This is a genomic window from Sphingobacterium thalpophilum (assembly GCF_901482695.1).
GTDB lineage: Bacteria > Bacteroidota > Bacteroidia > Sphingobacteriales > Sphingobacteriaceae > Sphingobacterium > Sphingobacterium thalpophilum.
On sequence record NZ_LR590484.1, the window covers coordinates 372,792 to 398,379 of the forward strand.

Genomic DNA, 25,588 nt, shown 5'->3' on the forward strand with positions numbered 1-25,588 from the left:
GAGTTTTAAACTATTTAAAATTATGAGAGCCAAACAAAAACACCTATTAATTATTGCATCGTTGTGCCACTTAATTACTTCTTGTTCCAAGGACATTGGACAGATTATCGGCAATTCGGAGAAAAATAATCACGCCAATATAGAAAATCAGGGATTACTGATTGTGGGCGGTGATTCTATTTACTATAAGCAAACGAATGGGCGATATTATTTAGGTGAAGATTTCTACCTATCGCAACAGCAATTCAACAAACTGCTTGCTAGTAAGGACTCGACAAGAAATGCTCGCGGGCTTACAATTGGAGACATGGGGTTACGATGGCCAAATTCAACAATTCCTTATACAATTAGCGCTACCTTCGTAGAACCGACTAGAATACAGACAGCGATTAATCTTATAAATACTCAAACACACATCAAACTTGTGCCCAGAAACGGCCAAGGAGATTATGTTGAATTTGTTTCAATAGCAGGTTCAACAAGTTATTCTGCTTTAGGCAAAGCTGGAAATAAACAGAGAATTGAAATATCTGATGGTGCCAATTATGGGACGATAATTCACGAAATTTTTCACGCAGCAGGAATAATGCACGAACATCAACGCTCCGATATAAATCAATATTTAGAAATCAATTTTTCAAATATTAAGCCTGACTGGCAGGATCAATATAAAACAAGATCAGGCACCATTATTGGAGGATTTAATCGTTATTCGATTATGAACTACGGTTCATTCGCTAATTCAACAGTTGCTTATGATAGTAGTATTCCCGTTATGCGATACAAAACTCCAAATGGCGGGCTCTCAACCTATTCAGCAAATCGTGATTCTATTACAAGCACAGATAAGCTTTCTTTACATTATTTATATGGCCCACGAGACTTTAGATATTTTAGAAGAACAAATACTACAACGATAAATGAGGCCTATGTCGATAATGCCACTGATATCTACGATACCACCGCTGAACATACAATTACTTTTCACAACATAAATCCTCCAACGGCTTCCACAGCAATAACCCCGCTAAAAAACTTTATGAAGGTAAGGGTACAATATCTTATCCAGAAATATGGAAGCGGCCCATTAAATTTAGTAACCGAAAGGACACAAGAAGACATACTTTGTTATCCTGGCCAATCTTCATTTTCTCTAACGACGAGGGCGCGGCAAAATACATACCTAGGATATTACCAACCAGACACATACATGGAAAGCATCGAACGAATTGATGTTATAAATTAATCATTAATGTTACTGAATGACCTATCGAATTATTATAGTTTTATTCGCTGTATCATTGTTTTCAAAAGGATATCCTCAAACAACAAATTCGAGGATATCCTTTTTTATTGACCAAACAGTAAGTAATTACGATTGGAACGTGGCAGGAGATATCTATGGTCGGAACCCAACCGTTTTATCAGAATTATTCTTTAATGATATCAACTACACTGCAATCGGTTTGTTTTATTCTTATTTGTACAAAGACGAAGAATTTACTTTTAGTTGTAATGTAAGTAACAACGGCAAGGGCAAACTAACTGATATAGATTACCTCAACGACAACAGACAGAATATTTATAACTACGAGGAATATAAAATAAATAGCATTATTTATTCAAGTTTTGCTCTGACCTGGCGGCACTCTCTTCATGTTCGTAAATTCTTTACCGCCTTTTTGTCAACTAATTTAAACTATGAAAGGCATCATATCCCTATAATTGAAGAGGCGTCTAATTTAGATAGCTATTACAACTTTTCAATTAAACATCTGGGTTTAAGTAGTGGTTTAGGATTCCGAAAGACACTCCATTTTGAGTTACAAAACACTATATATTTATCCAAGCTTAACACTGAAGGCTTTTGGAACCTACGTAGTAATTTCAAAAATCCTTCTTTCACACAAAATGGTACCGGTTGGACCAATGATGTTAGCTTTTTAGTTGCTTATCCTTATAGAAATTTTAGTATAGGACTAAAAACACATTACAAAACTTCTTTTTTCAAAAAAGGAACCGATATCACTCATATGGCAAATGGAGATGAGAAAACGAGATTAAATGAATTCAATTCTAATAATTTGGGTGCCAATCTATATATCTCATTTTTGTTATAAATATTTCAAACGTTTCATATCTTCGCGGTTCATTGTAATTGCTCCAATCAATAACAGGAACCGTTTAATTTTTGTTTCATTAAATCAAATATGGGACTAACAAAAAGACTGCCGATAGTAAATCTAAACACTTTGAGAATAGAATAGTTTGAAATGATAATCCAGCAGAACCATTAAAAAGAAAGAGGCCTATCCAAGTTTTGAATAGACCTCTTCTTTTAGTTATATGCTAAAAACTAGTTAAACTTAAATTTAACGCCAAACTGCATGTAATAGGTTGAAGAGATAGATTCATTCACACGTGTCGTCGAACGAATGATATCTCCGTTCGCTGATCCAAGCTGAAATGTCGGTTTTGTAGTACCATCTCCTAAACTTGATACATTTCTTGGATTAAGCAATCCGTTGTTAGCAAACTTATAAACTCCCCAATCTGAATTAAACAAGTTTCCGATATTGAATACATCCCAGAAAAACTCTAAAGAATTTTTCTTCCCTCCGATGCCATTAAATAATTCTTGAGAAAATCTAAAATCAAATTGATGTCTCCAAGGCATAGTACCACCGTTTCGTTCTGCGTACTGGCCTTTTCTACTACTCAAATATTTGTCATTGTTTATTATATCCCAAAAAATATCAGCCTGTTCTTGGGCCGTATAGGCTTTGCCTGAGTAATCCGATAATCCTTTCGGAATATCGACAAACGTAATCTCAGAAGCATCTTTTGGAACGTAAATTAAATCATTTCCGTTCCACCCATCTCTATTAAAGTCAGCTGTGTAATAATATGATATACGTCCTGTTGAAGAGCCAGAATAAAATAATGTCATTGAAGTACTCAAGTTTTTGATCCACTTATTTGTATAGCTGGCAGACGCGACAATACGGTCAGGAACAATATTAGAAGTATAACTCAAGCTAGCATTATTGGGGTTTCCAGAATTTTGCATCGGTAAGCTCCATAAATTGGCGATCTGATCACCAGATCCATCTCCATAATTTTTAGCGCCACTACGCACATAAGCAATCGATGCAGCAAAACCTTGATCGAAATTCTTTACTAATTGAAATGAAGCAGACCAATAATGTCCTCCTTTCGCATTCAACATTTTTATCGCAGAAAAACTATTTGTCGCAGTAGGAGAAGCTTGACCATCAGCATCTAATTTATTGATGTATTTATCAATATTAGCACTAGGATAGATCGCCCTGTTATCACCATAACCATTGATTCCAAGTTCTTTTGGATCAACTAAATTCATGTTTTTTGCGACTACAGCATTAATATCTTTATTATAAATACCTTCAACAGTTGCAACAATTCCATAAGGTAATTTATAATCGACTGCCAAACTTGATTTCCACGTTGAAGGAAATTTAAGATTATCGGCCATATAAGAGATACTAGATGGTATTTTCGTACCTCCTGCTGGTTTTGTTGTAGGTATATTTGCTGTAATGTCAGGACTAAAATCTGGCATATTTGGATTTGTCTTACCACTATAAGTATCAGTAAATTGAAGCATACCTGCATCACCAGATTGAGCGACAATCCAAACAAAAGGAATACGGCCTGTGAATACACCGGAGCCACCGCGAACAATCAAAGATCGGTCTCCAAGAGCATCATAATTGAATCCAAAACGTGGAGACACCATTATCCGAGATTTCGGCAAATTTCCTGTATTAATTTTCTCTCCGTTTGCAAAAGTCAACTGTTGAACTAATGGGTGCGTTTTAATTTCGTCTACTCCAGGGAATGTAGGAAGTTCTAAACGCACTCCTCCGGTTAACTTTAATTTTTCATTGACAGTAAGTTCATCCTGCAAATACAGAGAATATTGATTGAACTTAAACCTCGGATAAGCCTGTGATCCATCTGCAGTTAATGGATATGTTATCGCATAGTTACTTGGCTTCTTGCCAGAAGTAAAATCTTCCCAAGAATCAAATACATAATATCCAGTTCCGAATCTTTGGAAACCATTTTTTGTAGTACTTGTCTCAAATTGAAAACCTCCAGTGAAATTATGATTATTCAAAATATAATTTAAATCATAGTTAGCGGTAAGAGTAGCGACATCCCTCAAATTTCCATAAGTAAATGGTTCATATCCAAAAGTAGTGATCACGGAAGCACCATCTTTAATATCTACCAGAGGAAATAACGCACTGTTAGAGCTTCTAGGTTCATTTTGCTTAACATATGAAACACGAGCTGTATGATTTAGATTAGCGCCTAAATTCCCTGTATACTCCATTGTTCCAGAATACAGATTAGAATTCTGTATATAATTAGAGTTGGAAAAATATAGAGCGTTGTTTGAAAGCCTATTGTTTGCACTAGAGAAGGAGACTCCCGAATTTGTTGTCGATGAACTTAATCCGCCGATATCGTGACTTTTAACTTGATTATATTTAAAACTCAACTTATGTTTTTCGGCAATATTCCAGTCTAATCGTCCAAAAATTTTGGTATTACTTATATCATTATCATATCCTTGATATTCACCTGGATTATACCCATAGGTTTTAATTAAGTAATCTCTAACACCATTGAGAAACGTTTCAGAAGGTCTAGCGATGTAACTTGCTGATCCAGCCGGCGCAGCATCAGTCGAAGCGACTTTATTAGTTCCCGGTTCGGTTGTTTCACTCCTTTCGAAATTAACAAAGAAAAATAACTTATTTTTAATAATAGGGCCTCCAAGACTAGCTCCAAACTGCTTTACTGATAATTGATTTACTGGGATAGTAACATCTTTTACACGCGTCCCCTGTTGCTTGTCTGATCGACCTGTATAGAATGCGGTACCAAAGAAATCATTTCGTCCAGAACGGGTTACAGCATTTACTGCGGCTCCAGTGAAGCCCGATTGGCGGACATCAAACGGGGTAACATTTACTGAAATTTGTTCAATTGCATCTATAGAAATTGGTGACCCGTTTGCTGGTATATTTTGACCTATACCAAATTGGTTATTAAAGTTAGCTCCATCGACCGTGAAATTGTTTGCACGATAATTCCCCCCTCCAATGGCTGTACCGTTTGCTTGGGGGGTTAAGCGAGTCAAGTCATTAACACTTCTGGAAATGGACGGCAGATTTTCAATTTGACGACGTCCAACAATAGTTGAAGCACCATTACGTTCACTCTTCAGAGTGGCGCCACGGGTCACCACTACTTCATCTAAGCTGGTGGCGCCATCCCCAAAAACTGGATTTAAAACAAACGGCTCCCCCAATTGTAAATACACATCTTCATATACAATAGGTTGTTGGCCCACATAAGTCACTTCTATGCGGTAAGGTCCTCCAACACGCATGGCAGGCAAGTTGAATCGCCCTGCCGCGTTCGATGAACCCGAATACACCGTCCCAGAAGGCACGTGTGTTGCCTTGATAGTTGCTCCTGAAGTTAAACTGCCGTTTGACTCTTTTACAATACCTGTAACGCTACTTGTTGTCACCTGAGCTTGTACTGCACCATAGCTGGCCATAACAAGAGCGAAAAAGAGTAAAGATCTTTTCATATAATGTGATTTGTTAAAAAATGTTAAGCAAAATTACTAACAGATTTTAAATAACAAAGGAGTTAATATAAACTTAACACACTACAGCACATCGGCTTTATATAACTACGTCCGAATTCTGCTTTCTTCAACACAATTTTTAATCAAAAAAAACGTTATAATATCTTTTAAACCGCGATATAGAAATGTTTCTAACAGACCTCAATAGTTTTCCACATCCAATTGTTCATACTTATTTTGTAACAGCAACATATCAAATCCAATCTTACCTACTTAAGTCATTCATAACAACAAGAAGTCTCCAATCAAATTAGAAACTTCTTGTCAACCACATATATCATTAATGGATAACCTTAATTTTATATAGTTTCAGAAACAGTATATCTTTTGAGTTATCAGACATTCCAATTGGTCTAAAAGTCAATTCTAGTCCCAACTTACCAGGATCAACCATTGGGTAAGAATAGCCGTCCCAAACGTCATATTTACTGTAGACGGACCCAAAAACAACATTTGAATTCCAATCGTGAAAACTTTCATTTAAGTATTGGCCTTCACCATAGGAACGGCTATCGAAGTCAGCAACCAGCCTAACTCTTCTTGATATTAGATTAAGACCGGATGTTGGATTTAAAAGTAAATCAGTAGTCTCATTCTTAAGCTTAAAATCTGTTGTTCTCATGTAGTCTCGATCCGCCATTGGCCAATCAGGATGTCCACCTTCATCCCAACGTTCCTCATCTTTAATAACTAATAACTCAGGACTGTTCTTCAAATTAAAAACTCCAAAGCTTGTTGCATTTAATTTCCTTATTACCGATCCAGTAGGAATATCATTACTTGTTGATAAAGACAAAGTATATACAGGAACTGTAGATGTGAACGTACCTTCCAATTTAAGACTTCCATTAAATTTGAGCATTTGCCATTGGAAAGGTTGAGATTTACCTCCAATAAACGCACTCACGATCCCCAGTGCTTGACCAAACAACGGAATTGCATTAAGATAGGACTTACTCGCTATTGACCCAATTGTTGTTAACAACGACGGTCTGTCAGACAGTCCCCCAGCCTCCTTTAAAAGTTTTTTAGTATCATCAAATGTTTTAATATACTTTTGGCCAGTCTGTAGAGCTGAAGAAAAAGATGACGATGAGGTTCCTAACTGAGCTTTACTAGCTAATTCATGTGCCAATGTAAACTCTGTAGAGGACAAATTTATATTAGATTCGTTGATGGAATACATCTTGAAATCTAGAACATTATTTTTATTAATCCTGTCATCATAATTTGTCAATGTAAAATCAAAGTTTATCCATGACGAGAACGCATTAGCATAAGCAACAACAGTCTGTTTTTCTGAAGGATCATATGTTGCATAAGTTGATTTTGCTTCGTCACCAATATAGGATAAGATAGAATTCGAAAAATTACTCTCTCTAAAATATAATTCAGCCCTAAAATAGTTAGCAGAAACACGTTGTGAATTGTATAAGAATAGACGTAGAATTCCCCTATATTTATTGTAGAGAGCAAAAAAAGGAAAATCAACCCCCTTTGCAGCGTTTCCAAGATCATCATATACCAATTCCCAACCATCAGCAGGTTGAATATCTGGATTAGCTACGGCCAACGGGTTTCCCGCTGAATACCATGGATAAGAGACTGTTAATGGTACTGTGATAAGACTACTATTCCTAGTATAGATGGTGATATCAGTAGAGCCAAGCCAAGGTGCAGTCAATACATTATTCGTTCGAGCTATCGTATTTATTCCACTAAGACTAATATTATCATCTGACACCAATTCGCGCTTGTTGCAACCAAATAAGCTTATCAAAACAATGGTAAAAAAAATTTTTCTTTTCATAGAATATATAAATCAAAATGTTAAAAAGTATATTTACCATCTAAAATAAGAAAACAAAAGTTTTAAAACTCTTTAAATAAAAAGATTTAATAAATATTTAAAAAACAATGATTACATCGTCGTCTTTTGTAACAACATTCTTCCATTTATCCATTTACCTTTCGGAAAAAATAGACTAACTTTCTGTTAGCCAAAAATGACTTGATAAACTCATTTTTTTTGCAGCAAAACAGCTACAAAGCCAAATATTTACCACCGAATAATAAACTATTCGAAATGCACTGTGGTTTCTTTAGAAAAATGTTTTTAAAATCAGGAACTTTTTGGAAATTCGCACACCTTTATAATTCTTTGTTTCATGGAAGACGGTATTCAAAATTCTTCTTTTCAGGAGCCTGCAGATATTAAGTTGTCGCCTGCTGGACTATCCTTTTTAGCCTCGGCCGCCAAATGGGCCAACTTTTTGGCTATCATCTGTTTTATTTTTATCGGCATATCAGCGCTGACCATGATCGGCCTGATATTCGGCTCCAGCGCGCTGTCGCTTGGGCAGGGTGAATATGTCGCTGCTGGGGCCCTATCTACCTTCGGCATCTTGTATCTGTTGCTCCTTGCGTTCGCCTGCCTGCCCATTTATTTCTTGTATAACTTTGGAGCAAAGGCAAAAAAAGCAATTGACACCCGCGACAACATCCAATTGGAACTATGTTTTGACGCGCTGAAAAAGCATTATAAATTCATTGGGATCATCGTCATCATTACCATCGCCTTCAACCTGATGGGACTGATCTTAGGTGTAGTCTTTGGCATATCTGACGCAATAGCCGGCGTATAGCACCAGAAAAGAAAAAAGAGCATGCCAAATTAATGCCATGCTCTTTCCTTATGTATATAAACTACTCTTCTACTTCCGGTAATACTTCATGGCAGCTGGTATCTGCCTTTGAATATCGGCGATACGTCTAGCATCGCTCGGGTGGGTACTCAAAAACTCAGGCTGCCCTTTTTGGCTGCCTGCCGCCATACGCTTCCAGAAACCAACCGCCTCGTTCGGATCGTACCCAGCCAAGGCCATGATAATGAGCCCCGCAGCATCAGCAGACGACTCGTCACTGCGTGAAAACTTCAGCTGCGCCAAGCTGCCACCCAAACCATACAGGTTATTGAATACGCCCAATGCTGTACTGCCGGATATGCCTGCCGCCGATCCCAGTATCTGACCGCCCATCTGTAAGGCCATCTGATTGGATGCCTGCGCCACGGAATGCTCCTCAATCGCGTGCGCGATTTCATGCCCCATAACCGTCGCCAGCCCCGCCTCAGTACGCGTCACAGGCAAGATACCGGTATATACCGCAACTTTACCTCCCGGCATACACCAGGCATTGACGTCATCGCTCTTTACCAGATTAAATTCCCAGTTAAAATTAAACTTATTGCCCATCCCCTTACTTTGCAAATACTGATTGACGGCTGTAGCCAATCGATTGCCAACACGTTTTACCATCGCCGCATCAGCAGTACCAGTCACGACCTTCGAACTATTTTTGGACAAGAAATCTTTATAAGCCAATGCAGCTTGCTGATTGACCTGATCTGCACTGACCAATTTCAAATATTTTTTACCGGTCACCGCTGACGTTGCACAGCCGGACAACCCCGATGCCAGCACCGCACAAGCTAATGCCATAGCTGAATACTTAATCATGCCTTTCATATGTATATTTTTATTTCTTCGTGTTCGTTTCAATTGCATTCATGGACCCCTAGAGCCCAACTTTATTATTCAATGGCCATAGGATATATCCCGCCTTATTTTCAGTGACGTGAAGTTAGTCCGGATATCGCATCATAATCTATAGCATACTTTTCAAAAGAATACAATTATTGTGCCTATTCTTTAGGTTTGGCTTTTTTCTTGAACAGATAAATTTTGGATTCATGCCCCTTCAACAGCCGTTCAATGTTTTTTTGGTGAGTAATCAGCAGTAAGATACAGATTGCCATCCCATACAGCAGCACGGAAGGGATAGTGGTCTTAAATACAAATGCTAAGCTGAAAGGGAATGCAAATCCTGCTGAAATGGAGCTTAGTGACACATAATGTGTCGTCAGCAGGATAATAATAAATACCGACACGCAGAGCAATGCCGCCGGTGTATGGATAGCCAATATCATCCCAAAAAGGGTAGCAACTCCCTTACCGCCCCGAAACCCTGCAAATACAGGAAAGAGATGTCCCAATACAGCTATGACGCCCAGAGCCAGCTGAAAATTCACAAATTGAACATCGCTCGTGTTTTGTCCGAGCTCAATAAGATAGGCCAGATTCGTTGCAGTCCAGCCTTTAAATATATCCACAAACATCACAATGGAGCCCGCCTTCGGCCCCAGCACCCTAAAGGTATTAGTCGCTCCAGCATTACCGCTCCCATACTCACGAACATCTACCCCATACAATGCTTGGCCCAACCAGACTGCTGTAGGTATTGAACCAAACAAATAAGCTAGTAATACTGCAATTACTAAATAAATCGATATCATTAAATTAAATCAGTTCTTATATTAATTTGGCTTTCAAACTAAGATCCAGGCTTTTGACACTGTGAGTCAAAGCTCCTACCGAAATATAGTCTACGCCAGCTTCCGCATATGACCGAATTGTCTCAAATGTTATTCCTCCGGAAGCCTCTGTCTTGAATCGATGATCGATAATCTGCACAGCTTTGGCCACATCCTCAGGTGAAAAATTATCCAACATGATTCGGTCCACTTCGCCAAAGTTAAGAACTTCGTCAAGCTCCGCAAAATTTCGGACTTCAATTTCTATTTCTATTGGTTTATTTAATTGCTTTCTATAGGCATTTGCCCGGGTCAGCGCCGGCACGATTCCACCACTATAATCCACATGATTATCCTTGATCAAAATCATGTCGTATAGCCCAAAGCGGTGATTGGTACCTCCGCCGATACGGACGGCCTCCTTTTCCAGTACCCGCAACAAAGGGGTGGTTTTGCGTGTATCCAACACCTGTGTGCCTGTACCTTTTAAAAGGTCAACATACTTTCGGGTGGTCGTCGCAATGCCGCTCATTCGTTGCATTACATTGAGCACCAGCCGTTCAGCCAGCAAAATACTCTGAATATGGCCACGCACATAAAAAGCGATGTCACCGACTTTCACTTCGCTACCATCCTGGATAAATACCTCACAGCTCAAGGTCTCATCGATATAGGCCATGATCGCCTGCGCAACTTCGATTCCCGCTAAAATACCATCATCCTTTACAATCAGCTTCGCCTCACCCTGCGCTCCCGCTTCGATGGTCGACAACGAGGTATGATCCCCATCTCCTATATCTTCCGCAACGGCCTGTTTTACAAATTGCGCTAAATAGTCCTTGATTTCCTTCTCCATAAATGCCATTTATTTAGGCTAAGATGTGGAATAATTTTTTAAAGGAAAAATAGAATGCTAAAAAAATATTCGGCTACAATCAGCTTTTGTCGATCCGGAGCTCCTCAATGGTATTGTGATTGGACCCCGTCCCGATCTTGATAAACACCCGGTAGCTGGCCTGCTCAGTAGTCAATGAAAACGTAAAAAACTGATAGCCATTATTAGTGCTGCTGTTTTGCGTGAGTTTCACGGCTTTGGGCTTATGCTGATTGAAAAAAGTCCCCAGCATAATTTCTGACTGATATTTTGTATAGACACCATTTTCACCCAACAACGATAAGGTGAGATTGGAACCAAAATATTTCGCTAAGTTCTTGGCGTTACCTTCTTTCAAATAGGTTTTGAGCTCCTCCGAAATACTGCCCAAAGATTCTTCCTCCGCCCATATTGTTGGCCGAACTGCGTTTAAATCCTTCGATAGGTGCCCGAGGGCGTCAGTGTGTATGAAAAGGCTATAAACAAATATGAATACGCAATGGCTTAAAATTTTCATATAGCTCAAAAATAATATAGAACAGTTTCCATAGCAGATACAATCAATCATTAGGTAAGCATAGTTTACAGCACATAAACTATGCCACAAACCTATGAAATTATTGCATATAAACAAGGGAAGTTTTTGAACATGCATTGACAGTATCTAAAATTAAGGTTATCTTTGTTATACGATGAATAAGAAAAAAGTTGCACTCATGATCCTAGACGGACTAGGATATGGAAAACATGATAAATCAAACGCAGTTGAAGCTGCCAGTACCCCATTTTTAGATCATTTATTGGAAACCTATCCCAACTCCACGCTGGAAGCTTCCGGTGAAGCCGTTGGCCTGCCTGATGGACAGATGGGCAACTCCGAAGTCGGCCACATGAATCTCGGCGCCGGAAGGATTGTTTACCAAGAGCTTGGGCGAATCCACAAAGCCGTCAATGACGGTGTGTTTAACACCGATATCGTAATTCAGGACGCATTCAAATATGCAATCGAAAACAATAAAAAAGTACATTTTATAGGTCTGCTTTCTGATGGAGGGGTACATGCCCATACCAAACACCTGAAAGGCTTATGCGACGCCGCCAAACATGCAGGACTGAGTAGCAGTCAGGTATTTATCCACGCCTTTTTGGATGGCCGCGATACCGATCCAAATTCGGGTATCGGCTATGTAAAGGATCTTCAGGAATACCTGGGACACAGTGCCGGTACCTTAGCCTCAGCAATTGGCCGCTATTATTCAATGGACCGCGATAACCGATGGGAACGCGTTAAACTGGCCTATGACCTGCTGGTGAAGGGCCAAGGAGAAAAATCTACCGACCTGGTCGCTGCTATCCAAAAGTCCTACGATGAGGGGGTCACTGATGAGTTCGTAAAACCCATCGCCCTAGTCGACGCCGCAGGTACTCCGTTAGCAACTATTCAGGAAGGTGATGTGGTCTTCTGCTATAATTTCCGGACAGACCGTGGACGTGAGATCACCATTGCGCTCACCCAAAAGGCTTTTCCTGAATACGACTTAAAGCCGTTGGATCTGTACTACATCACGATGACCTCGTACGATGACACCTTCCAGAACGTACGCGTTGTCTTCCAGAAAGATAATTTAACCAATACACTGGGTGAAGTACTCGAAGCCAACAACAAAACACAGACACGTATTGCCGAGACGGAAAAATATCCACATGTGACATTTTTCTTCTCCGGTGGCCGCGAGCAGGAGTTCAAAGGCGAAAATCGCCTCTTGGTACCTTCACCAAAAGTCGCCACCTACGATCTGCAGCCCGAGATGTCTGCTAAAGGTGTCACCGAAGCTATCGTCAAAGACATGGAAACCTTACAGCCCGACTTTATCTGCCTGAATTTTGCGAATCCGGATATGGTAGGCCACACAGGTGTGTTTGAAGCGGTAGTCAAAGCTGTAGAGACTGTTGACCAATGTACCCAAACGGTGGTGGAAACCGGCCTCAAAAATGGCTACTCCTTTATCATCCTTGCCGACCATGGCAACTCCGAGTTTATGATCAATGAGGATGGTTCGCCCAACACTGCGCATACCACCAACTTGGTTCCTTGTATCCTGATCGATGATCAATACAAAAAAATTGCAGATGGAAAATTAGGAGATATTGCACCAACGGTCCTTAAACTGCTGGGTGTCGATATTCCCGTTGAAATGACAGGAAATGTATTGGTATCTGAATAATAAATTGTATAAAAACTTACGTGGCGCACTCCCCTTGTTAGCGGGCAGTGCGCTGCTTTTTTGGAGTTGCAGCACACCCACAGGACAAAAAAGCAACAAGAAAACAACGGATATTTTCTCCGTGGATTCCTTTTTTAATGCCGAAGCGCAACGCCTGCAGCAATCAAACCCCACGGTACTGAAATCCGTCAACAAGGATGGAGAGAAAGAACAGCGCGAACTCAAGATCGCCAATTGGAAAAACGAATTGTCTGCCTTCCAGTCTGCCGATATCAGTAAAAATTTTGATCCATCGCTTTATCAGGTGAGCTCCGTTGACTGTATTACAGAGTTTACAGCCAAAAAGAAAACATTGCAAATACAAAAACTACGGATCGAATTTGACAAAAACGAAAAGGTAAAACATATACATATCGTAAAAAAAATTACCAATTCACTCTATGACAGTGACGAGAAACTGGATTATTACAGCGACTCGCTCTACCGCATCGTCAAACTTCAGGACGTACACGGGCTGGATCCCAACCAATATGAGATTATCGGCCACTTTGTCCAAGTAAAAAAATAAAAATAATAAATGCAACACAATTGCTTGTTTATTATTTTGCTTATATTTGCCCTGTCTGCTGCTGTAAAAAGCAGCACTTATTACAGGGGCTCCCTTGATTCTTTGGGATCAAGGGTTTAAAACAGGTGGTTTCAACGTGCGAGGTATATCATTGAACAAGCTAGCAGCATTCACGCTCTTGCTGACTTTCTTAATAGGTCAGTTCATTGTCTATACCCATTCACACGAGCACACCCACTTGTCCGTCGTGGATACCTGTACTAAAAAACAGCATGCGGACCATCCCAAATGTTCCATATGTGACCAGAACGCGCACACACAGCTGCTATTTCATTTTGACCAGACCGAATTCCTGCTGCCCGAACGCACCTTAACGTTTGGCCTGTTCCTGATCGTCGATCAAAAAGCCGAAGTGCTGCTGTCCGGCAATCGCGGTCCCCCCATCTGTTAATTTCCTTTTTACAACAAATTGATCAATCACGCTAAATGGAGCGAAACGCAACTCGCATGGAGTAGCGACGTTGCTGTTTTTGCATGATAATGATCTTTTTTCCAAAAACGACCAACGTGCTGTGACATGTTGTTCAGCACCAAAAAAATAATTACAGATGAAAAACTACATATTGGGCAGCATATTGACATTTGTCTGCTCCTTCTACCTATTTTCGGCAACTGCTGCAAGCATATCCGGCAAAATCACCGATGCCAAAACAGGCCAGCCTATTGCCGGCGCAACAATATCGCTATTGCAGCTTCGCTCAAGCACCTCTTCCGATCAAGCTGGGCGATACGCTTTCAAATCCCTCCCCTCCAGCGGGCGATATCTCATCGAAGTGCGCTACATCGGCTACCAGTCACTTATCAGAACCGTGGACCTGACCGCCGAAGATGTCACCCTGGATGTCGTGCTTACGGAAAGTATCATCGAGACCAATGAGGTCGTGGTGACAGGAACACTGGTGACCGCACAGAGCCGGCGCAACAGCACCTCCGTGTCCGTAATCTCCAAAGATGAGCTGCAGGGAAATGCAACAAATTTTATTGATGCCTTAGCACGCCAGGTGCCGGGTTTGAGCCAGGTTACGACAGGACAGGGCATCTCCAAACCTGTCATCCGTGGACTGGGCTACAACCGTGTTGTCACCGTCAATAATGGTGTGAAACAAATGGGACAGCAATGGGGGGACGAACACGGTATCGAGATCGACCAAAACCAGCCCGATCGCGTTGAAGTACTACGTGGAGCAGCTTCTCTCATGTACGGATCGGATGCCATTGGCGGTGTCATCAATGTGCTGGATCCCAATGCCCCAGCTCCCGGTGAAATAAAAGGTGAACTGCTGTCCAGCTACTCGACAAATAATGGGTTGACAAACAATTCATTGATGCTAACAGGTAATCAGAATGGCTTTGTCTGGCGTGGACGCGGATCTTATCAGAATGCCTATGCGTATAATACGCCAGCAGGCAGGTACATCAATAGCGGCTTCAACAACAGCAGTGCCAGCGGTATGGTCGGCCTCAACAAGCAATGGGGATTTTCCCACCTAAACTTCTCGTACCTGAAAAATAACATTGGCTTTCATGAGGCCGAACCGGGAGATGTGCTATATGGCAACTCCAAAAGTCGTCGTCTGGATTACCCAAAACAGGATATCCGCCACTATAAGGTCTCTATGAACAACAATTTTGTGATCGGTACAGGTCACCTGAAACTGGATCTAGGGTATCAAAAAAACCAACGCCGGGAACTGGAAGAAGCGACTCCCTCACTATTTTTTGATCTCAACACCTATTCATTGGATGCCAAATACTATCTGGGCGAAACCAACGGCTGGCAAAAGATCTTTGGGATCAGTGCCAGTCAGGAACATAGTGTAAATAAAGGAAATGAATTTTTGATTCCAGCCTATGACCAGGTCGAACTGGGCGCCTTCGGATACGCCAAAAAGACCTGGGATGCCAACACCTTTAGTCTAGGCCTGCGTTACGATTATGTCAACAGTAAAGGCAAGCAGCTTATCGTGGATGATGAAGAACAGTTTCCGGGATTCAGAAACAAATTCAGCAACGTCAGTACGGCATTGGGCTTTACACATAGCTTCAGTGAAGATCTCAATTTCAAAGCCAACGCAGGCTCGGCCTTTAGGGCTCCAAACCCAGCCGAGCTGGGCTCTAACGGCGTCCATGAGGGAACCGCCCGCTATGAAATCGGCAACGAAAATCTGAAGGCGGAACGGAGTTATCAGGCTGACGCCATGCTTGAGTTTGGTCATAGCATCGTGACGGGAAGCATCGGAATCTACGAGAATTATATCCATAATTTCATCTACGCATCGGCTCAGAAAGGTGACGTAAAAACGATCGTGGACGAGGACGACAATACCCATACCTACGACGTATATCGCTATGGGCAGGTAAACGCCAACCTCTTCGGGTTTGAAGGAAGTCTAAACTTTCACCTGATGAACTGGATCCATCTGGACAACAACTTCAGTTATACGCACGCACAAAACAATACCTTTGACCGGCCCCTAGCCTTGATTCCTGCCGCTGTGTTACACAACACATTACGACTGGAACCTAAGATCCGAGGTCTGCACGCCTTCTACTTCGCTGTCGGACTGGACAATTATTTTAAACAGAATCGAATCGACGAAACCTTCGAAACGGCAGCAGCTTCATACACACTGCTCAATGCGTCTCTGGGGACGACTCTACATCTAGGAAGGCAGCCGCTAAAGGTGTACGCTTCGGCATCCAATCTGACTGACAAACGTTATTATGATGCCCTGAGCCGATTACGGCCGGGAAGATTATCACAAGAAGACCCTAGTTTCGGGGTTTATAATATGGGAAGAAATATTACGGTAGGGGTCTACCTGCCCTTCACCATAAAATAATATCACATATAAAACAGGAGCCGAATCGGCTCCTGTTTTTTAACTATCACACTTATTGATTCACGCTTCTTCATTAAAGCATGAATGCTCATGCGTTAGATTGGCAACAGGACAGCGTCATATGATGACATCGTCAGCATTCGCAAACAACGACTAGCCAATTCCATCTTATTTAGGATCATCTGCTGTTGACTCTCTGGCCAATGGTACGTCATCCGGCATTTGCTCCAACGAAGAATCCAACGCAAATAGTGACTCGTCCGAAGCACGGTCGCCCCCTGCAATCTTCAGCTTGTCGATCAGCTCAAGCGCGAGCTTCTCTTCCTCGATCTGCTCTTTGACAAACCATTGTGCAAAATTCCATGTCGCCCAGTCTTTCTGTTCCATAGCGAGATTGACAATCCGATAAATTGCTTCCGTATTGTCTACTTCATGTTTAAATACACGGTTGAAACATTCGGTCAAGGTCTGAGGATCGGCGGGCGGAGCTGCGATTGCCTGTATCCGGGGCCGGCCTCCTCTTTCCAGGATATACCCCATGATCTTGGTCATATGGTTGCGCTCTTCCTGCGCATGCCGATATAGAAAATTGGCTATTCCTCCATATCCCTGATCATCGGCCCATACGCCCAGAGCAAGATAAATCTGGGACGCTTCAGCCTCTTTTGTCATTTGACTGATTAAAATGTCTTCCATTTCCTTTGACAAACGATTCGTTTCCATATTGTTATTTTTATTGTTGATTCATAAAAAGAACAGCCAGAAGCCTATTTCGTTTTGGAATTATGACTCAAATAGCATGGGCGGCTTCACTGCCCAGTACAGGTCACCGCGCATAGATCCAAAAAAAAAGGAAACCCGAGAGTTTCCTTTTTTTTTGAAATATCATCTAGCTTATTTCAAGTTGTCTCTATATACCTTTGCTTTTTTGATCTCTGTCTGGATATCTTTTTTGGATGCGTCAAAGCTCAATACTTTTTCGTAATCTTTGATCGCATTATTATACGCATCGGTCGCCATTGCCTTATTGTAGTTCGGTGTTCCGGCAGTACCGGTCAAAATACCTAGATCGCGGTTAGCAATTGCCCTATTCTGATAAAATTTAGAATCTGTGGGCGTAATGGCAATCGCTTTTGAATAATCCTCGATTGCAACACGCAGCAATTGCTCCTTATTTGCAACGGATATCTTGTTATTCGACTGAACCGCTAGATTGTTATTTGCTTTAGCTTTGAAATACAGCGCATTGGCGTTTTTTGGACTTAATGCGACGACCTTTCCAAATGTCTCTGCTGATTTTTTGTAATCACCGTTCTGAAATTGAGAGTATCCCAGCATATACAGTACATCCGGGTCTTTTCCCTCTTGCGGCAAAGCTTTTGTTAAATAGGACTCCGCATTTTTGAAGTCACCGTCCAAAAGCGCTTTTTGACCCATGCGCACATTCGCGTTGCTATGTTCGGTCTGCTTTTGTTGCTGCGCATTGACGCTTAATGCTGTCAAAGCAAAAACTCCGGTAAACAAACCTAATTTAAGTGATTTTAAGTTCATATCTAAATTGTTACGTTTTTTATCAATATATCTGTTGAACGGTCGTTACTGACATTTGTTACCCCTTTCAGACAACAATATAGGGTATCCTTCATTTGGATTTCCTGCCAACGATTATTCTTTCACATTCCAATATTACAATTATTATGCCTATTTATCCAACAAATGGCAGATAAATTTTATTTAACCTGCCTTTTTTTCATATTCTCGGAAATAGATTTGTAATTTTGCTACCTTTTAGCAATTGGCACTCCGCTTGCAATATAGGGGAAACAGTATTTGAAGCTTAAAATTTGAAGGTTGGCCGACAACATGTCAGCGACTGCCAAATACACAAAATAAACACTATGAGCAAATTCGAAACTTTTGATTTCAGTCAGGCAATTCCAATCGTTGCAGAAGATACAGAATTCTTCCCACTATTGACACAACAGGATGAAGACGATATGGCAAATGCTGAAATTCCAGAAGCATTATCTATTTTGCCTTTACGTAATACCGTGTTATTCCCCGGCGTTGTCATTCCTATTACCGTCGGAAGAGATAAATCCATCAGGCTTGTCAAAGATGCCTACAAAGGCAATAAGACGATAGGCGTGGTCTCACAGAAAGATATGACCGTAGAGGACCCTGGGTTTGAAGAACTAAACAAAGTAGGTACTGTGGCCCACATCATCAAGGTGCTCCAGATGCCTGATGGCAACACTACCGTCATCATCCAAGGTAAACAGCGCTTTAACCTCGTCGAAATCGTCGAAACCGAGCCCTATCTCAAGGCTCGTGTGGAGAAGTTCGCTGAAGCCAAGCCAAAGATGACCAAGCATTTCAAGGCGACCATTTCGACCTTGAAAGAAATGGCACTACAGATCATCCAACTTTCACCAAATCTGCCCAGTGAGGCGGGAATCGCAATCAAAAATATTGAAAGCCCCTCTTTTCTGATCAATTTCATTTCGTCCAATATCAATGTGGAGATGGTCAAAAAACAGGAGCTGCTCCAGATAGCCAAAGTGGAAAACCGCGCAAAGCTACTGCTCGAGCTGCTAACCGCCGAAATCCAGATGCTCGAACTCAAAAACCAGATTCAAAATAAGGTACGCGTCGATCTGGACAAACAGCAACGGGATTATTTCCTGAATCAGCAGCTGAAAACCATTCAGGAAGAACTTGGTGGCAATACGCCTGATCTAGAGCTCGAAGAGTTAAAAAAACGCGGCAAGACAAAAAAATGGAATGTCGATGTCGAAAAGCATTTCAACAAAGAGCTGGAGAAGTTGTCCCGAATCAATCCTGCAGCCGCAGATTACTCCGTACAGCTCAATTACCTGGAACTGCTGCTCGATCTACCATGGAACGAAACTACCAAAGACAACTTTGACTTAAATAAAGCCCAAAAAGTCCTGGATAAGGATCACTACGGGCTGGAGAAAGTAAAAAAACGGATTATTGAATACTTAGCGGTACTGAAGCTAAAAAATGACATGAAGGCGCCGATTCTTTGCCTGGTAGGCCCTCCCGGAGTCGGCAAAACTTCCCTGGGACGCTCCATAGCGAAAGCACTGGGTCGCAAATATACTCGTATGGCCCTGGGTGGCGTGCGCGACGAGGCCGAAATCAGAGGCCACCGCAAAACCTATATCGGTGCAATGCCGGGCCGTATCATCCAGTCGCTGAAAAAAGCAGGTGCAGCTAATCCCGTCTTTATCCTGGACGAGATCGATAAAATGAGCGCTGACTTTAAAGGCGACCCTTCTTCTGCCCTGCTGGAAGTCCTCGACCCAGAACAAAATACGCATTTCTATGATCACTATGTAGAAATGGAATTCGATCTTTCCAAGGTGATGTTTATTGCGACAGCCAACTCCCTGAGTGCTATCCAACCCGCCTTATTGGACAGGATGGAAATCATTGAGGTAAACGGTTATACCATTGAGGAAAAAATAGAAATCGCCAAAAAACACCTGCTTCCAAAGCAGCGCGAGATGCATGGAATGGCAGCCAAAGATGTGACTCTGAAGGGCAAAATCATCGAAAAAATCATCGAAGATTATACCCGTGAGTCCGGTGTACGCGGACTGGAAAAGAAAATAGGCTCGATTGTCCGCGGTATCGCTACACGCATCGTCATGGAGAAAGATTATAACCCAAGTATCAACGAACAGGATGTCCTGGACATCCTCGGGGCGCCAATCTTTGACAAAGACATTTACGAAAACAATAACGTAGCCGGTGTAGTGACAGGATTGGCATGGACATCTGTAGGTGGTGACATTCTCTTTATTGAATCGTCCCTGAGTCCTGGTAAAGGCCGCCTGAGTCTGACAGGTAACCTCGGCGATGTCATGAAAGAATCGGCATCCATTGCTTTAGCGTATTTGAAAGCACATGCTGCTTCTTTCGGTATCGACTACCGGGTCTTTGACCACTGGGATATCCATATCCACGTACCTGCGGGTGCTATTCCAAAAGATGGCCCATCGGCAGGGATAACCATGCTGACAGCACTGACTTCCTTATTCACACAACGCAAAGTGAGAGAGAAGCTGGCGATGACAGGAGAGATTACACTCCGCGGAAAAGTACTCCCTGTCGGTGGTATCAAGGAAAAAATCTTAGCGGCCAAACGGGCCAATATCAAAGACATTATCCTTTGCAAATCCAATGAAAAAGATATCCAGGAAATCAAAGAAGATTATATCAAAGACATGCAGTTCCACTATGTGACCGAAATGTCCCAGGTGATTAAGCTGGCACTGCTCAACGAAAAAGTTGATGGTGCATTGGATTTGACTCAAGGAATGGAAAACACCAAGAAAGAACTATAATCAGCTCCTGAACATATAAGATAGTTTGTCCATGACAACCAAGAGCCCGGTAGTACCGGGCTCTTGTTCGTTTAGACTTATCGCTTGTACTGAAAATACGTTTACATAGTCGTTTCTGCCGAGTATCAGCCAAGTTTTTCATGAAGAAGCTGCTCATCCAGGCTATCTTCATACTTGGAAATGACCAACGTAGCCGCAGAATTACCGATCAGATTGGTGATGGCTCTTGCCTCACTCATAAAACGGTCCACGCCGAAGACTAAGGCCACGGATTCCATAGGTACGTGGCCAACGACAGGCAGCGTGGCAGCCAAAGTCACAAAACCACTTCCCGTCACCCCCGCAGCACCTTTGGAGGTCAACAGCAGTACCAAGAGCAGCGTTATTTCCTGCTCCAGGCTCAGGTGCATATTGAGTGCCTGTGAAATGAATACCGCCGCCATCGTCAGATAAATACTCGTTCCATCCAGATTAAAAGAATATCCGGTGGGAATCACCAGTCCCACAACTGATTTGGCGCAGCCAGCTTCTTCCATTTTCTGCATAATGCCCGGCAAGGCGGATTCCGAAGAGGACGTTCCCAGTACAATCAGGATCTCTCCTTTGATGTATTTTAAAAATTTGAAAATATTGACCTTGACATAGAAATGCAATACCGCCCCGATAACAATAACAATAAAGATAATACAGGTCAGATAGAAACTTAGCATCAGCATTCCCAATTTAGTCAGGGCCTTGATCCCAAAAGCGCCTATGGTAAATCCCATCGCTCCCATAGCACCTATAGGAGCCAGATACATCACCATCTTAATAATGGAAAAAAGTACCTTAAGGAAAGATTGCAGAACATTGATAATGGGCTCCGAAGCCTTTTGACCGATCTTTGTCATCCCGACACCAAACAATACGGCAAAAACCAGCACCTGCAGCAAATTGTCGGAAGCGACCGAGGCAATGACATTGTCCGGGATAATTCCGATGACAAAATCCATGAATGTGTGGGGTTTCTTGGACTCGGCAATATAGTGAGACACTGAAGAGATATCCAGACTGGCAGGATCGGCATTCATCCCTCTGCCCGGCTCAATGATATTCACAAAGACCAAACCGATAATCAAGGCTACGGTGGTCATGATCTCGAAATAAATAATGGAGGTCAGCCCTATTTTTCCTACTTTCTTTACATCCTTCATCCCCGCAATCCCGATCACGATCGAACTGAAGATCAATGGTGCGATTACCATCTTGATCAACTTGATAAAGGCATCCCCAAGAGGCTTGAGCTTGACAGCAAAATCCGGAAAAAAGGCCCCAAAGAAAATACCGACCAATATTCCCACGATGACCTGAAAATAGAGACTTTTAAAAATGTGCTTCATGTGCTTAACGATTTACAGCAATTCCCTCTGCTTTTAATAGACTTTTAAACTTGGGATTCCGGATGTATTTGTTAAAATTGTGACTTTTCATGCCTGTAAAATCCGTATACTTAATGATGGGATAATGCTTCATCAGCTCATTGCATACATCCACTTTATACCCGAGATCGGTGGCCTTCAGCTTATTGGACAGAAAACCGACAAATTTCTTTAACATCACGTCCGTATTGTTGACAGTAATATGAATTTTCTTGACCTGCTTGCTTAAAGTACAAAATGAATCGGTTCCACTGACGATATCCTTTATCTTAAAATCATCAATACCTATGGCTGGTGCAAGCATGATACAGGTAATATCGTTACCGTTTTCAGCAAGTTTTTTCACATCACTGACATCCACATTGTGGTTTTCCAATGTTCCTTTGGCAAAACTCTCGCTAAAGGTTGCGCTGCTCAGCGCGCTCAGGACAACGGATGCACCACGGCTGTGCGAAATCAGGATAATCTTTTTATTATGGATGCTGTTCAGCAGATTCCGTAATCCAAACTCACCCGCCATCTGGCTGAACGAGGTGGCGGAAAACCATACTTTCGCACCACTGAAGGGATTTGTGGTATGCAGTCCGTCCCAGTAAAACTTGATCACCTCATCCTTGGTCGGATTGAGCTTGATCAACTTGCGCATATACTCATAACTCTCGTTAACCTCATCCGAAGGGGCATTGAACCCATGTACAAAAATAAAGACCCGATCCTTGGACTTAACTTTGCTGCTCACCGCCAACATGCGCGTTTTCTCAAAGCTCTTCAATTGCTTTTCAATGCCTTTTTCCGTAGCAATCTTCATCAGTGAATAGGCATTGATATCCCCACTTTTTGGGGGCTCGCCATAAGTTTTACGCCAATTGTCGGGATAGAAATTACCGTTTTGGTCTACAAAGGAATTGACGATGTTGGGTTTGTCAAAGGAATTGGGGTAAGGACCTTTGGGCACATTGTGCGTGATGCCGCAGGAAGCCAGTACAAAAAGAAAAATAACATAGAAAAAAGGTCCTCTCATGCAATCAGTTATTTAGGGAATATGATCCGCATTACGAATATATAAAAAAAGGGATGCATAAATGCATCCCCTATCTTGATTTTTTTTGTACCTAATTGCTGAAGTACGCGCGTACATTTTTACCTTCTATCCAGTTCATATACGCCTTGTTGACCACCTTATTACCTCCCGGCGTCGGGTAATCTCCGGAGAAATACCAATCCCCTTTATGCGCAGGACAGGCTTTATGTAGATTGTCAAGGGTCTGGTACACAACTTGCAATTCGGCTTTCAGATGGTGAGGTCTCACAATACGGGCGATCTCTTCAGAAATTTCCTCATCGGTAAACGGTGCATAGATGGCCTTTACATAGTTCTCAATTTCATTTACATCCTGCAGCATAGACTGTACACATTTTTGATAAACCTCATCAATGACGTGTGCCATACCGCGCTGTTTCAACAGATTGATCGCGGCCTCAAAGGCAACGAATTCACCCATCCGTGACATATCAATACCGTAGCAGTCCGGATAACGGATTTGTGGTGCCGACGAGACAATCACAATCTTTTTAGGATTCAGACGGTCCAAAATCGTTAGGATACTCTGCTTGAGGGTTGTCCCCCGCACGATCGAATCGTCGATGGCGACAATCGTATCTTCGTGATCCTTCACGATACCATAAGTGGTATCATAGACGTGCTGCACCATATCCGTACGGTCTGCATCCTGAGTGATGAATGTACGCAACTTGGCGTCTTTCACATTGAGTTTTTCAAAACGCGGTTTGATGCTCAAAATCTCATTCAGCTCGGCATCCGAAATTTTATCCGAACGGTTTAGCAAGGTTTCTTTTTGAAAATCCCTGACATAGGTATTGATACCGTCCATCAAGCCGTAATACGACACTTCGGCCGTGTTAGGAATAAAGGAGAATACGGTATTTTTGATATTATTGTTTACTGACTCCAGTACCTGCGGCACGAGCAGGCGGCCCAGTTCTTTACGTTCTTTGTAGATATCCGCATCCGATCCACGGGAAAAATAGATACGCTCAAACGAACAGGAACGTTGTTCGACAGGTTGTCTGAACATCTCCTCAGTCACTGTACCATCTTTCTTCGCAATCAGTGCATGTCCGGGCTTGATTTCTTTTACCGCACCGATAGGTACATTAAAAGCTGTCTGAATCACAGGCCTTTCGGAGGCCACAACGAGAATTTCCTCATCCTGATAGTAGAATGCCGGACGGATTCCTGCAGGATCACGCATCACAAAGGCATCCCCGTGACCAAAGATACCGGCGATCGTATAACCGCCGTCCCAAGTCTTCGCCGAACGCTTTAAAATCTTGGCAACATCAATATTTTTGGCTATCAACGAGCTGATCTCAATATTTGAGTAGCCCTCTTTTTTGAACTGGTCAAAAAGCTCCTGGTTTTCATCGTCGAGAAAGTGGCCGATTTTTTCCAGCACCGTAACGGTATCGGCTTTTTCTTTCGGGTGCTGCCCAAGCTCATACAGCTGTTGCAACAGCTCATCTACGTTGGTCATGTTAAAGTTGCCCGCTACAACCAGATTACGGGACATCCAGTTGTTCTGTCTCAAAAAGGGGTGGCAGCTTTCAATACTGTTCTTGCCGTGCGTTCCATAGCGCAAATGTCCTAATAGTACTTCACCGGTAAAACTAACATTATCCTTTAACCATTGGGTATCCTTTGACTCTTCTGGAAAAGCCTTCTGCACAGAAGCAAATTTCTTCTGCACATATTCGAAGATGTCTGCCACAGCAGATGAACCCATGGCTCTGTAACGTGAAATGTAACGATTTCCAGGTTTAACATCAAACTTAATGGTTGCAATCCCAGCCCCGTCTTGTCCACGGTTGTGCTGCTTCTCCATTAATAGGTACAATTTGTTGATGCCATAGAATGGCGTACCATATTTTTCCTGATAATAAGATAAGGGTTTTAACAGGCGAATTAGTGCGATTCCGCACTCGTGTTTAATAGCGTCGCTCATATCTTGATTTGATGACGCAAAAATAAGAATTATTTAGAACATACCGATCCGGCGCCGCACTTTTTCAGCAATAATATTACAGTGAATAGACAGTGACTCTTTCAGATAGCACACGA

19 protein-coding genes are annotated in these 25,588 nt (G+C 42.1%); 8 read left to right on the forward strand and 11 right to left on the reverse strand.

What is annotated here, in order from left to right:
• Window positions 1-22 precede the first annotated feature (22 nt).
• Both FGL37_RS01555 and FGL37_RS01560 read left to right on the forward strand, forming a co-directional pair.
• On the forward strand, window positions 23-1,246 hold the full coding sequence (locus tag FGL37_RS01555; protein WP_028070058.1) for a M12 family metallopeptidase: 1,224 nt from the start codon (window positions 23-25) through the stop codon (window positions 1,244-1,246).
• 16 nt (window positions 1,247-1,262) lie between these two features.
• Entirely contained in the window at window positions 1,263-2,120 is an 858-nt protein-coding gene (locus FGL37_RS01560; protein ID WP_028070057.1) for a hypothetical protein, read from the forward strand.
• A gap of 236 nt (window positions 2,121-2,356) precedes the next feature.
• Here the strand turns inward: FGL37_RS01560 and FGL37_RS01565 are convergent, their stop codons facing one another.
• Together FGL37_RS01565 and FGL37_RS01570 are read right to left on the reverse strand one after the other, a co-directional pair.
• Window positions 2,357-5,653, reverse strand: coding sequence for a TonB-dependent receptor (locus FGL37_RS01565; RefSeq protein WP_028070056.1), 3,297 nt, complete (start codon window positions 5,651-5,653; stop codon window positions 2,357-2,359).
• Between the two features lie 340 nt (window positions 5,654-5,993).
• Window positions 5,994-7,523 (reverse strand): hypothetical protein, encoded by a 1,530-nt coding sequence (locus FGL37_RS01570; protein ID WP_028070055.1) that lies wholly within the window; start codon window positions 7,521-7,523, stop codon window positions 5,994-5,996.
• 358 nt (window positions 7,524-7,881) lie between these two features.
• Between FGL37_RS01570 and FGL37_RS01575 the strand changes: the two genes are divergently transcribed.
• Window positions 7,882-8,358: a hypothetical protein gene (locus FGL37_RS01575; RefSeq protein ID WP_028070054.1), complete on the forward strand. Its 477-nt coding sequence runs from the start codon at window positions 7,882-7,884 to the stop codon at window positions 8,356-8,358.
• A 69-nt stretch (window positions 8,359-8,427) separates the two neighbouring features.
• On the opposite strand, the gene FGL37_RS01580 is transcribed toward FGL37_RS01575, so the two are convergent.
• The 4 genes from FGL37_RS01580 to FGL37_RS01595 all read right to left on the reverse strand — a co-directional run bounded on the left by FGL37_RS01580 (window position 8,428) and on the right by FGL37_RS01595 (window position 11,476).
• Window positions 8,428-9,240 carry a M48 family metallopeptidase gene (locus FGL37_RS01580; RefSeq protein WP_028070053.1) on the reverse strand — a complete coding sequence of 271 codons (813 nt, stop codon included), beginning with the start codon at window positions 9,238-9,240 and terminating at the stop codon, window positions 8,428-8,430.
• 176 nt (window positions 9,241-9,416) lie between these two features.
• Complete coding sequence (plsY, locus tag FGL37_RS01585) at window positions 9,417-10,067, reverse strand: glycerol-3-phosphate 1-O-acyltransferase PlsY (RefSeq protein WP_028070052.1); 651 nt, start codon at window positions 10,065-10,067, stop codon at window positions 9,417-9,419.
• Window positions 10,068-10,083: 16 nt separating this feature from the next.
• A complete protein-coding gene (gene nadC, locus FGL37_RS01590; RefSeq protein WP_028070051.1) occupies window positions 10,084-10,941 on the reverse strand; it encodes a carboxylating nicotinate-nucleotide diphosphorylase in 858 nt (285 codons plus the stop codon).
• Window positions 10,942-11,020: 79 nt separating this feature from the next.
• On the reverse strand, window positions 11,021-11,476 hold the full coding sequence (locus tag FGL37_RS01595) for a DUF4783 domain-containing protein (protein ID WP_028070050.1): 456 nt from the start codon (window positions 11,474-11,476) through the stop codon (window positions 11,021-11,023).
• A 175-nt stretch (window positions 11,477-11,651) separates the two neighbouring features.
• Between FGL37_RS01595 and gpmI the strand changes: the two genes are divergently transcribed.
• The 4 genes from gpmI to FGL37_RS01615 all read left to right on the forward strand — a co-directional run bounded on the left by gpmI (window position 11,652) and on the right by FGL37_RS01615 (window position 16,655).
• Window positions 11,652-13,184, forward strand: a complete 1,533-nt coding sequence (gpmI, locus tag FGL37_RS01600; RefSeq protein ID WP_028070049.1) for a 2,3-bisphosphoglycerate-independent phosphoglycerate mutase — start codon at window positions 11,652-11,654, stop codon at window positions 13,182-13,184.
• Window positions 13,165-13,752 carry a hypothetical protein gene (locus tag FGL37_RS01605; protein WP_028070048.1) on the forward strand — a complete coding sequence of 196 codons (588 nt, stop codon included), beginning with the start codon at window positions 13,165-13,167 and terminating at the stop codon, window positions 13,750-13,752. The genes gpmI and FGL37_RS01605 overlap by 20 nt, the downstream gene beginning before the upstream one ends.
• A gap of 151 nt (window positions 13,753-13,903) precedes the next feature.
• A complete protein-coding gene (locus tag FGL37_RS01610; RefSeq protein WP_138096653.1) occupies window positions 13,904-14,203 on the forward strand; it encodes a hypothetical protein in 300 nt (99 codons plus the stop codon).
• 157 nt (window positions 14,204-14,360) lie between these two features.
• On the forward strand, window positions 14,361-16,655 hold the full coding sequence (locus tag FGL37_RS01615; RefSeq protein ID WP_037533333.1) for a TonB-dependent receptor: 2,295 nt from the start codon (window positions 14,361-14,363) through the stop codon (window positions 16,653-16,655).
• 168 nt (window positions 16,656-16,823) lie between these two features.
• Here the strand turns inward: FGL37_RS01615 and FGL37_RS01620 are convergent, their stop codons facing one another.
• Window positions 16,824-17,378 (reverse strand): ferritin, encoded by a 555-nt coding sequence (locus tag FGL37_RS01620; RefSeq protein ID WP_028070045.1) that lies wholly within the window; start codon window positions 17,376-17,378, stop codon window positions 16,824-16,826.
• A 171-nt stretch (window positions 17,379-17,549) separates the two neighbouring features.
• The gene (locus FGL37_RS01625; protein ID WP_037533330.1) at window positions 17,550-18,206 is read right to left on the reverse strand and encodes a tetratricopeptide repeat protein; all 657 of its coding nucleotides are present in this window, start codon (window positions 18,204-18,206) and stop codon (window positions 17,550-17,552) included.
• A gap of 347 nt (window positions 18,207-18,553) precedes the next feature.
• Here FGL37_RS01625 and lon point away from each other — a divergent pair, with 347 nt between their 5' ends.
• On the forward strand, window positions 18,554-21,031 hold the full coding sequence (lon, locus tag FGL37_RS01630; protein ID WP_028070043.1) for an endopeptidase La: 2,478 nt from the start codon (window positions 18,554-18,556) through the stop codon (window positions 21,029-21,031).
• Window positions 21,032-21,156: 125 nt separating this feature from the next.
• Here the strand turns inward: lon and dctA are convergent, their stop codons facing one another.
• The 3 genes from dctA to FGL37_RS01645 all read right to left on the reverse strand — a co-directional run bounded on the left by dctA (window position 21,157) and on the right by FGL37_RS01645 (window position 25,472).
• A complete protein-coding gene (gene dctA / locus FGL37_RS01635) occupies window positions 21,157-22,410 on the reverse strand; it encodes a C4-dicarboxylate transporter DctA (protein ID WP_028070042.1) in 1,254 nt (417 codons plus the stop codon).
• Window positions 22,411-22,414: 4 nt separating this feature from the next.
• Entirely contained in the window at window positions 22,415-23,470 is a 1,056-nt protein-coding gene (locus FGL37_RS01640; RefSeq protein ID WP_028070041.1) for an alpha/beta hydrolase, read from the reverse strand.
• A 91-nt stretch (window positions 23,471-23,561) separates the two neighbouring features.
• Window positions 23,562-25,472: an amidophosphoribosyltransferase gene (locus tag FGL37_RS01645; RefSeq protein ID WP_028070040.1), complete on the reverse strand. Its 1,911-nt coding sequence runs from the start codon at window positions 25,470-25,472 to the stop codon at window positions 23,562-23,564.
• Window positions 25,473-25,588 lie beyond the last annotated feature (116 nt).